The sequence below is a fragment of the Curtobacterium sp. LFS084 genome (assembly GCF_047977705.1).
GTDB lineage: Bacteria > Actinomycetota > Actinomycetes > Actinomycetales > Microbacteriaceae > Curtobacterium.
In genome coordinates this window covers 1-9,624 of sequence record NZ_JBFPFM010000064.1, presented here as the reverse complement: position 1 = coordinate 9,624, position 9,624 = coordinate 1, and the positions used below count along the sequence as shown (strand labels likewise).

Annotated in this window: 8 protein-coding genes; 5 read left to right on the top strand and 3 right to left on the bottom strand. The window is 71.4% G+C overall.

Annotation, left to right across the window (positions count from 1 at the left end; genetic code table 11):
• From ACNQOV_RS17765 to ACNQOV_RS17755, 3 genes are all read right to left on the bottom strand, one after another.
• A partial coding sequence (locus ACNQOV_RS17765) for a biotin/lipoyl-containing protein (protein ID WP_416396218.1) occupies window positions 1–461 on the bottom strand: 461 nt, incomplete at its 3' end.
• Between the two features lie 49 nt (window positions 462–510).
• Window positions 511–1,884, bottom strand: coding sequence for a dihydrolipoyl dehydrogenase (lpdA, locus tag ACNQOV_RS17760; protein WP_416396216.1), 1,374 nt, complete (start codon window positions 1,882–1,884; stop codon window positions 511–513).
• Window positions 1,885–2,037: 153 nt separating this feature from the next.
• Complete coding sequence (locus ACNQOV_RS17755; protein WP_416396214.1) at window positions 2,038–3,516, bottom strand: leucyl aminopeptidase; 1,479 nt, start codon at window positions 3,514–3,516, stop codon at window positions 2,038–2,040.
• 76 nt (window positions 3,517–3,592) lie between these two features.
• Between ACNQOV_RS17755 and ACNQOV_RS17750 the strand changes: the two genes are divergently transcribed.
• The 5 genes from ACNQOV_RS17750 (at window position 3,593) to ACNQOV_RS17730 (ending at window position 9,491) form a co-directional block, all read left to right on the top strand.
• Window positions 3,593–4,525, top strand: a complete 933-nt coding sequence (locus ACNQOV_RS17750; protein ID WP_402262488.1) for a proteasome assembly chaperone family protein — start codon at window positions 3,593–3,595, stop codon at window positions 4,523–4,525.
• A gap of 133 nt (window positions 4,526–4,658) precedes the next feature.
• On the top strand, window positions 4,659–5,978 hold the full coding sequence (locus tag ACNQOV_RS17745) for an MFS transporter (RefSeq protein WP_416396211.1): 1,320 nt from the start codon (window positions 4,659–4,661) through the stop codon (window positions 5,976–5,978).
• Between the two features lie 192 nt (window positions 5,979–6,170).
• Window positions 6,171–7,457: an RNA polymerase sigma factor gene (locus ACNQOV_RS17740; RefSeq protein WP_416396209.1), complete on the top strand. Its 1,287-nt coding sequence runs from the start codon at window positions 6,171–6,173 to the stop codon at window positions 7,455–7,457.
• Between the two features lie 4 nt (window positions 7,458–7,461).
• Window positions 7,462–8,721, top strand: a complete 1,260-nt coding sequence (locus ACNQOV_RS17735) for a MurT ligase domain-containing protein (RefSeq protein WP_416396207.1) — start codon at window positions 7,462–7,464, stop codon at window positions 8,719–8,721.
• A complete protein-coding gene (locus ACNQOV_RS17730; protein WP_416396205.1) occupies window positions 8,718–9,491 on the top strand; it encodes a type 1 glutamine amidotransferase in 774 nt (257 codons plus the stop codon). Before ACNQOV_RS17735 ends, ACNQOV_RS17730 begins: the two co-directional genes overlap by 4 nt.
• The last annotated feature ends 133 nt before the right edge of the window (window positions 9,492–9,624 follow it).

Genomic DNA, 9,624 nt, shown 5'->3' with positions numbered 1-9,624 from the left:
GCCTGGGGGACCGGGGCGGCGGCAGGCGGCGCCGACGGCGCCTGGGGCGCGGCGGGCTGCGTCTGGCCGGCGGGGGCGGGCTCGGGCTCGGTCGGCTCCGGGGCGGGGGTCTCGGACTCCTGCTCGGTGCTCGGCGCGACCTCGGGCTCCTCGGCGGCGGCGGCCTCGTTCGAGGACTCGTCCGACTCCGTGGAGCCACCGTCGGAGGAACCACCGTCGGAGGAGCCGTCACCGATCTTCACGAGCGCGGTGCCGACCTCGACGGTCTCGTCCTCCTGCACGAGGATCTCCTCCACGACGCCGGCGATCGGCGACGGGATCTCGGTGTCGACCTTGTCGGTCGAGACCTCGAGCAGCGGCTCGTCGACCTCGACCCGGTCACCGACGTTCTTCAGCCATCGGGTCACCGTGCCCTCGGTGACGCTCTCGCCGAGCGCCGGGAGGTTGACGGATTCGCTCATCGGGTGGACTCCTCTTCGCAGGGGTGGTTCGTGGTGGTGGTCATGGTGTTCACAGGGCGTGCAGCGGCTTGCCCGCGAGGTGCAGGAACGCCTCGCCGAGCGCTTCGTTCTGGGTCGGGTGCGCGTGGACGAGCGGCGCGACGTCCTCGGGGTAGGCCTCCCAGTTGACGGCGAGCTGTGCCTCGCCGATGAGCTCGCCGACCCGCGCACCGATCATGCTGACGCCGACGACCGGACCGTCGACCACGCGGACGACCTTGACCGAACCGGACGTGCCGATGATGTGGCTCTTGCCGTTGCCGGCGAGGTTGTACTCGTACGAGTCGACCTTGTCGGCACCGTACTGTTCCTCGGCCTTGGCCTGCGAGAGACCGACCGACGCGACCTCCGGGTCGGAGTAGGTGATCTTCGGGATGTTCTTGTCCTCGATGACGACCGGGTTGAGCCCGGCGATCTCCTCGGCGACGAAGATGCCCTGCTGGAAGCCACGGTGGGCCAGCTGCAGGCCCGGCACGATGTCGCCGACGGCGTACACGTTCGGGAGGTTCGTGGCGAGGCGCTCGTTCGTGGTGACGAACCCGCGGTCCATCGCGACGCCGACCTCGTCGTAGCCGACGTTCTGCGTGACGGGGCCACGGCCGACCGCGACGAGCAGGATGTCGCCGTCGAACGTCTTGCCGTCCTCGAGCGTCACGACGACGCCGTTCTCGTGCTGCTCGACGCCCTGGAACCGGACACCCAGCGAGAACTCGATGCCGCGCTTGCGGAACGCGCGCTCGAGCTGCTTCGACATCGACTCGTCCTCGGCGGGGACGAGGTGGGGGAGACCCTCGACGATGGTCACCTCGGCACCGAAGGACTTCCAGACGCTGGCGAACTCGACGCCGATGACGCCACCACCGAGGATGACGACCTTGTTCGGCACGTAGTCCATGCGCAGGGCGGTCTCGGAGGTGATCACGCGACCCCCGATCTCGAGACCGGGGAGCGACTTCGAGTACGACCCGGTCGCGAGCACGACGTTCTTGCCGGTGACCGTCTGGTCGCCGACCTGCACGGTGTTCTGCGAGGTGAGGCGGCCCCAGCCCTCGACGACGGTGATCCCGCGCGCCTTGATGAGGCCCTGCAGGCCCTTGTACTTGGAGGTGATGATGCCCTGCTGGTACTCGATGACCTTCGGGACCTCGACGCCGGCGAACTCGGCGACGACGCCGTACTTCTCGGCGTCACGCGTCGCGTCGGCGACCTCGGCCGCGTGCAGCAGCGCCTTCGTCGGGATGCAGCCGCGGTGCAGACACGTCCCTCCGAGCTTGTCTCCCTCGATGAGCGCGACGCTCATCCCGAGCTCGGCGGCCCGGAGCGCAGCGGCGTACCCACCACTGCCGCCACCGAGGACCACGACGTCGTAAGTCTGTTCCGTCACCTGGTGCAACTCCCTCGTGCGTGTCGGGGTCGATCGGACCCCAGTGGACACCGCGGCGGCGGCGTCCGACGGTCGGACCGCATGGTTCCGGTCCCGTCCCGTTGGTTCCGGCGGGGGCACGCCGAGCGCACTGCCCCGCCGGAGTCAAACCTACTACTTGGCCTGGAGCTCTTCTGCGAGCGAGATGAGCGTCCGGACCATGACCCCCGTCGCACCCTTGCCGAGCCACCCGTAGCCGCCGCCCTTGTGCTCGGACGGACCGGCGATGTCGAGGTGCGCCCACGGGATGCCCTCGCCGACGAAGCGCTCGAGGAACTTGCCCGCGAGCAGCATGCCGCCCGCCGGGTTGCCGACCGTGGCGTTCACCATGTCGGCGACGTCGCTGGCGAGTCGGGCGTCGAGCTCCTCGGGCAGCGGCATCGGCCAGATCGGCTCGCCCACGGCTCCGGCGACGGCGCGGACCTGCGCGACGAGGTCGTCGCTGCCCATGAGCCCGGTCGTGCGGTCGCCGAGCGCGACGACCTGCGCGCCGGTCAGCGTCGCGACGTCGACGATGGCGTCCGGGTGCTCGAGCGACGCCGCGGCCATGCCGTCACCGAGGACCAGGCGGCCCTCGGCGTCGGTGTTCGTGACCTCGACGGTCTTGCCGTTCTTCAGCGTGAGGACGTCGCCCGGCCGGGTCGCGGAGCCCGAGGGCATGTTCTCGGCGAGGCACAGCCACGCGGTCACGCGGACGTCGAGTCCGAGCCGCGCAGCCGCGACGGTCGCGGCCAGGACGGTGGCGGCGCCGGTCATGTCGGTCTTCATGCCGAGCATCGAGGCGGCGGGCTTCAGCGAGAGGCCGCCCGAGTCGAACGTGATGCCCTTGCCCACGAGGGCGAGGTGCTTGGTGGCGGACTCCGGCGCGTAGCGGACGACGACGAGGCGCGGCGGGCGCTCCGAGCCGCGTCCGACGCCGAGGATGCCGCCGAAGCCCTGCTCCTCGAGCGCGCTCTCGTCGAGCACCTCGACGGTGAGCGGGAGACCGTCCGCCTGGGCGCGGGCGACGTCGGCGACGTCGGCGGGGCCGAGGTCGCCGGCGGCGGTGTTCACGAGGTCGCGCACCAGGGTGGCGGCGTCGGCGACGATCGCCGGGCGGACGGTCGCGTCGGCCGCGGCGGACGGCGCGAGCACGGTCACCTGCTGGTCGCCGCGGGTCGGGCCGGTCGTCCCGGTGCCCTTGTGGCGCGTGAAGGAGTAGGCGCCGAGCGCGGCGCCCTCGAGCGCGGCGTCGACGAGCTCGGCCGTGTCGGTCGGCAGCGCGAGGGCGATCGAGGAGACGAGCGGGAGCTGGCGGACGGCGCTGCCGGCCGCCGCGCGGACGGCGGCGGCGTCGGTCGATGCGCCGAGGCCGATGAGCGCGATGCCCTGCGCGTCGACGCCGACGGCCGGGATGCGGACGAGCTGGTCCTTCGCCCCGGTGGCGCCGATGGCCGCGAGGTCGATGTCGTCGAGCGCCGAGAACGGCGTCGTGGCGGGCGGCGCGATGGTCGCGGGTGCGCCGTCGGTGCCCGGTCGGACACCGAGCACGAGGACGTCGGCGGAGATCGAGGCGGGAGCGGAGGAGTCGGTGGAGAGCGTCGGTCGGACCATGCGACAACCCTATCCAGCAGGTGTTCGCTGTCGGCGTGGTCGAGCCGCACCGGGGGAGTGCCGCGCCCCGCCTAGCATGGGGACGGTGAACCACCCCGAGGAGCTCTACACCTTCGCCGAGGACGCACCGACCGTCCCCGAGGGGCTGCACCTGGTCGCCGGACTCACCGGGTTCGCCGACGCCGGTTCGGCCGTGGCGCAGGTGACGTCCGCGGTCCTCGACGACCTCGAGACGGAGCTCGTCGCCGAGTTCGACCCGGACGTCCTGCTCGACTGGCGCGCACGTCGCCCGGTGATCACGTTCGAGCACGACCACATCGCCGCCGTCGAGCCGCCTCGGCTCCGGCTGCACCTGGTCCGCGACGAGATCGGCCAGCCCTTCCTGTTCCTCTCCGGCTACGAGCCGGACTTCCAGTGGAACCGGTTCGTCCGCGCGGTCACCGACCTCGCCGCCCGGCTGCAGGTCGCGGACACGACGTGGGTGCAGTCGATCCCGATGCCCGTCCCGCACACGCGCCCGATCAGCCTCACCGTCTCCGGCACGCGCGCCGACCTCGTCGAGCAGATGAGCGTGTGGAAGCCCGAGACCCAGGCGCCGGCGAACGTCCTGCACCTCGTCGAGCACCGGCTGTCCGAGCTCGGGGAGCAGGTCACGGGGCTCGTCCTGCTCGTGCCGCACTACCTGTCGGACACCGAGTTCCCGGACGCCGCCGTCGCGGCGTTCTCCGGCATCTCTGCCGCGACCGGCCTCATCTTCCCGTCCGACGAGCTCCGCGAGGAGGGCCGCGAGTTCCGCACCCGGGTCGACGAGCAGGTCGCCGGCAACGAGGAGCTCCAGCGCCTGGTCGGCGTGCTCGAGGAGCGGCACGACACGTACATGGAGGGCAACCCGATCGCCTCGCCGCTCACCGGCGTCGACGGACAGGTCCCGACGGCCGACGCGATCGCCGCGGAACTCGAGCGTTTCCTGGCCGACCGCCGCCCGGAGGGCGACGCGGGGACCGACTGAGCCGCACCGGCCCGACGGGGACGACCCGCGCCTCCAGGCCGTCCTGACGGGAGGCGCGACCCGCGTCCGCCCCGCTCGGCACGTTCTCCACAGCCCGTCCTGGCGGCGGTGCCGCCCCCGGTAGCCTGGTCGGGTGAACTCCCGCCGCGCCTTCCTCGTGTGGGGCGTCGCGGTGCTCGCGTACGTCCTCGCGGTGGTGCAGCGGTCCTCGCTCGGGGTGTCCGGTGTCGACGCGCAGGACCGCTTCGCGGTGTCGGCGGCCGTGCTGTCGACCCTCGCGGTCGTCCAGATCGCCGTCTACGCCGGGCTCCAGATCCCGGTCGGGATCGCCCTCGACCGGGTCGGCCCCCGTCGACTCGTGCTGCTGGGGGCGGCGCTCCTCGTCGTCGGCCAGGCCGTCGTGGCGGTGTCGCCGACGATCGGACCGGCCATCGCGGGGCGGGTGCTCGTCGGCGCCGGCGACGCGATGACCTTCATCTCGGTGATCCGCCTGGTCCCGATGTGGTTCAGCGGGCGGATCCTGCCGCAGATCTCGCAGTGGACGGGCAACCTCGGGCAGGTCGGGCAGGTCCTGTCGGCGTTCCCGTTCGCCGTGCTCCTGCACACCGCGGGGTGGTCCCCGGCGTTCGGCGTCGCCGCGGCCGCGAGCGCCGTCGGGCTCGTCCTCGCCTTCGTCTTCGTGCGGAACGGTCCGGTCCCGGTCCGCACCGACACGATCCCGCTGCCGCACACCTGGCGGGGTGCGTTCCACACCTTCGGGCACGCGCTCCGTCGCCCGGGCACGCAGCTCGGGTTCTGGTCGCACTACGTGACCCAGTCCTCCGGCACGGTGTTCTCGCTGCTCTGGGGTGTCCCGATGCTGCGCGGGCTCGGGTACTCGCCGTCCGAGGCGGCCGGCTTCCTCACCGTCATCGTCGTCACCGGCTTCGTCGTCGGTCCGGTCCTCGGGGTGCTGTGCGCCCGGTTCCCGCTCCGGCGGTCGAACCTGGTGCTCGGCATCGTCGTGTCCCTCGCGGTGGTGTGGACCGCCGTGCTGGTGTGGCCCGGCCAACCGCCGACGTGGTTGCTGGTCGTGCTCGTCGTCGTGATGGGGATCGGCGGCCCGGGGTCGCTCATCGGGTTCGACTTCGCGCGGTCCTTCAACCCGGTCGGGTCGCTCGGGTCGGCGAACGGCGTGGTGAACGTCGGCGGCTTCCTCGCCGCGTTCGTGATGATGTTCCTCATCGGCACCGTCCTCGACCTGGCGTCGTCGGCGTCGGGGCAGACCGTCTTCGCCTGGACGAACTTCCGGCTCGCGCTCACCGTGCAGTACGTCGTGGTCGGGATCGGCGTCGTGATGCTCCTGCACGCCCGACGTCGCACGCGTCGGGTCCTGCACGCCCAGGACGGAATACGGGTGGGGCCGCTCTGGGTTGCACTGGTTGCACGCCTGCGGAAGCGGAGCGTGCAATAATGAGGTCGGACCCGTTCGGGCCTCCTGTGTCTCGGAGCACTCCAGTGCGCCGCAGAGACCGGGGGACTTGACATGGGTCCTAGTGCTGCCCGGAACGGTAGGACCCGATGACGCGTGAGAGCGCGGCGCGAGCCCTGGGCGGCGAGGGAGGCCACGACCCCACGAACGTGGCACGACGAGAGAGGTGATCGCATGGCTGCCCGGAGCACGACGATCGATCCCACGAAGGACACCCCTTCGGAAGACACTGCGCCCGAGGGTGCGACGGCGGACGCCGCCGAGACCGAGGGGACGGCCGCGCCGAAGAAGCGCGCCACCAAGACCACCGCCAAGAAGGCCGCACCGAAGAAGGCCGCCACCAAGGCGAAGAAGAAGTCCGACGACGACGAGGACATCGACGAGGAGACCCCGGTCGCCGAGGCAGACGCCGACGCGACGGACGAGGCCGACACCGAGACGGACGACAAGGACACCAAGCCGGACGCCGCAGCAGCGGTCGCCGCCGGCGCCCTGGTGATCTCGCAGTCCGACGACGACGAGGCACCGGTCTACTCCACGACCATCACCGGTGCCACCGCGGACCCGGTGAAGGACTACCTCAAGCAGATCGGCAAGGTCGCGCTGCTCAACGCCGAGCAGGAGGTCGAGCTCGCGATGCGCATCGAGGCCGGCCTGTTCGCCGAGGACAAGCTGCAGCACTCGACCGGGTTGTCGAAGCCGGAAGAGCGCGAGTTGCGCTGGGTGGCCCGTGACGGTCAGCGTGCGAAGTCGCACCTGCTCGGCGCGAACCTCCGTCTGGTCGTCTCGCTCGCCAAGCGCTACACCGGTCGCGGCATGCAGTTCCTCGACCTCATCCAGGAAGGCAACCTGGGCCTGATCCGTGCGGTCGAGAAGTTCGACTACACCAAGGGCTTCAAGTTCTCGACGTACGCCACCTGGTGGATCCGTCAGGCGATCACCCGCGCCATGGCGGACCAGGCCCGCACGATCCGCATCCCGGTGCACATGGTCGAGGTCATCAACAAGCTGGCTCGCGTCCAGCGCCAGATGCTGCAGGACCTCGGGCGCGAACCCACTCCGGAAGAGCTCGCCCGCGAGCTCGACATGACCCCGGAGAAGGTCGTCGAGGTGCAGAAGTACGGCCGCGAGCCGATCTCGCTCCACACCCCGCTGGGTGAGGACGGCGACTCGGAGTTCGGCGACCTGATCGAGGATACCGAAGCGGTCGTGCCGGCCGACGCGGTGGGCTTCACGATGCTGCAGAAGCAGCTCGAGAGCCTGCTCGACTCCCTGTCCGAGCGCGAGGCCGGTGTCATCCGCATGCGCTTCGGCCTCGGTGACGGGCAGCCGAAGACCCTCGACCAGATCGGTGACACGTTCGGCGTGACGCGTGAGCGCATCCGCCAGATCGAGTCCAAGACGATGGCGAAGCTCCGCCACCCGTCGCGGTCGCAGTCGCTGCGCGACTACCTCGAGTAGGCCGATGCGCTTCGTCATCCCGATCCTCGTCGGGCGGATCCTCCGCGCCCTCGCCCGTGCGCGGGGCGGAGGATCCGCCTACCCCGGGTTCATCGTGCTCAAGCTGGTGCCGGACTTCCTCCAGCACGTCACGAAGCAGTTCCCGAACGGCGTCGTCTTCGTGCTCGGGTCGAACGGCAAGTCGACGACGACGCACATGATTTCCGACATCGTGCGGGCGCACGGGCTGCGGGTCTTCACGAACCCGTCCGGTGCGAACCTGCCGCAGGGCATCGCGTCGGCGCTCCTCTCCGAGGTGTCGCTGACCGGCAAGCTCAAGGCGGACATCGGCATCCTCGAGGTGGACGAGGCCTTCGCGGTCGAACTCGCCGGGATCCTGTCGCCGTCCACCGTGACGATGCTGAACGTCCAGGTCGACCAGCTCTACCGGTTCTTCGAGACCGAGCGGGTCGCCGACATGATGCTCGACACCGCGGCGCTGTCCACCGCGAACGTCATCACCAACCGCGACGACCAGTTCCTCGACGCCTACGTCGCACGGACCGGGCAACGGGTGCTGCGCTTCGGCGCGAGCTCCGAGGTCGTGGCCGCGGCGCCGAACGGCCTGCAGAACGCGGACGACTTCGACCGGCAGGACGCCGAGCCGAACCCGGCCGAGTCCGAGGTCGTCGTGAACACCGGTGACGGTGCGACGATCCGCTTCGACGGCGCCGACATCCCGGTGCGCCTGCCAGCACGTGGCCTGCACTACGCGGTCGACGCCGCTGCGGCCACCGCGACGGCGAGTGCCGCGCTCGGCACGCAGTTCCGCGCCGACGCCGTCACGACGGCCTTCGGCACGATGAAGCCCGCGTACGGCCGTGGCGAGCGACTCCCGATCGCGGGCGAGTCCGCCGAGTTCACGATGTTCAAGAACGCGGCGAGCCTCCAGCTGAACCTCGACGCCCTGCCGGACCACCCGGAACAGGTGCTCATGGCGATCGACGAGGGCACGCCGGACATCTCGTGGATCTACGACATCGACTTCTCGAAGCTCGACCACGTCGACGTCGTGTCCGGTGACAAGGCGTGGCAGATCGCGATCGCGCTCGAGCACGCCGGTGTCCGCATCGGTCGCGTCGAGCCCGACGTCGAGGCTGCGATCCGCCACATGGAGCAGCTCGGCGCGACCACCTCGGGGACGAAGAACTTCATCGTCAACTACGAGATCATGATGATCGCCCGCAAGGCCCTCGGCCACCCGGACATGGAGAAGACCGCATGACGGCCGACCGGCTGACCATCCTGCACGTCTACCCGCGCCAGATGGGTGTGTCGGGCGACCGCGGCAACGTCGCGGCCCTCGTCCGTCGTGCCGAGACCGCCGACATCGCCACCGAGGTGCTCGAGTACGCCCCCGGCGACGCGCTCCCGACCGAGGCGGACGTCGTCGTGATCGGCAACGGCCCCCTCAGCGCGATGCGCTCCCTCGGCGACGACGTCGCCCGGATCGGTGCCCCGCTCCGTGCGTTCGCCACCGCCGGTGTGCCCGTCGTGGCGGTCGGTGGTGGCTTCGACCTCGCCACGAACGAGGTCGTGCCGACCGACGGTGCCGGCGTGACCGGCTTCGGCGTGTTCGACGCCCGGGCCGTCCGCGGTGCCGAGCGCCGGGTGAACTACTTCGTGCTCGACACGGCCTACCCGCTGCTGCCGGGCGCCTCGACCCGGCTCGCCGGCTTCGAGGACCACGCCACGCGGATCGAGCTCGGCACCGGCGTCCGGCCGTTCGCCGAGGTCGTGTCCGGGGGCGGCAACCAGGCGGGCTCGCCCGTCGAGGGGGCCATCGCCGGGACCTCGTTCGGCACGCACACCCAGGGACCGATCCTGCCACTGAACCCGCAGCTGACCGACGGCGTCCTCGCCGCGGCCACCGCGCGGCTCGGCCGCGAGTACGCACCGGACCCGGAGCGCACCGCGACGATCGACCGCTGCGCGCGCGAAGCGCGGGCGACCGTCGACCGGTACGTCGACAAGGCGTTCAAGCGGATCGCCTGACGCGACCCGCAGACAGACAGGAGGGGGGGGGGGGGGGGGGGGCCCCCCCCCCCCGCCGGCCCCGCCCCCCCGGGGCGGGGGGCGGGGGCGCGGCGGGGGGGGCGGGGCGGCCCCGGGGGCGCGCCCGCGCGGG

Coding starts and splice junctions, on each gene's coding strand:
- ACNQOV_RS17755 (WP_416396214.1), bottom strand. CDS start 3,516: ATGGTCCGACCGACGCTCTCCACCGACTCCTCCGCTCCCGCCTCGATC.
- ACNQOV_RS17750 (WP_402262488.1), top strand. CDS start 3,593: ATGGGGACGGTGAACCACCCCGAGGAGCTCTACACCTTCGCCGAGGAC.
- ACNQOV_RS17740 (WP_416396209.1), top strand. CDS start 6,171: ATGGCTGCCCGGAGCACGACGATCGATCCCACGAAGGACACCCCTTCG.
- ACNQOV_RS17735 (WP_416396207.1), top strand. CDS start 7,462: ATGCGCTTCGTCATCCCGATCCTCGTCGGGCGGATCCTCCGCGCCCTC.
- ACNQOV_RS17730 (WP_416396205.1), top strand. CDS start 8,718: ATGACGGCCGACCGGCTGACCATCCTGCACGTCTACCCGCGCCAGATG.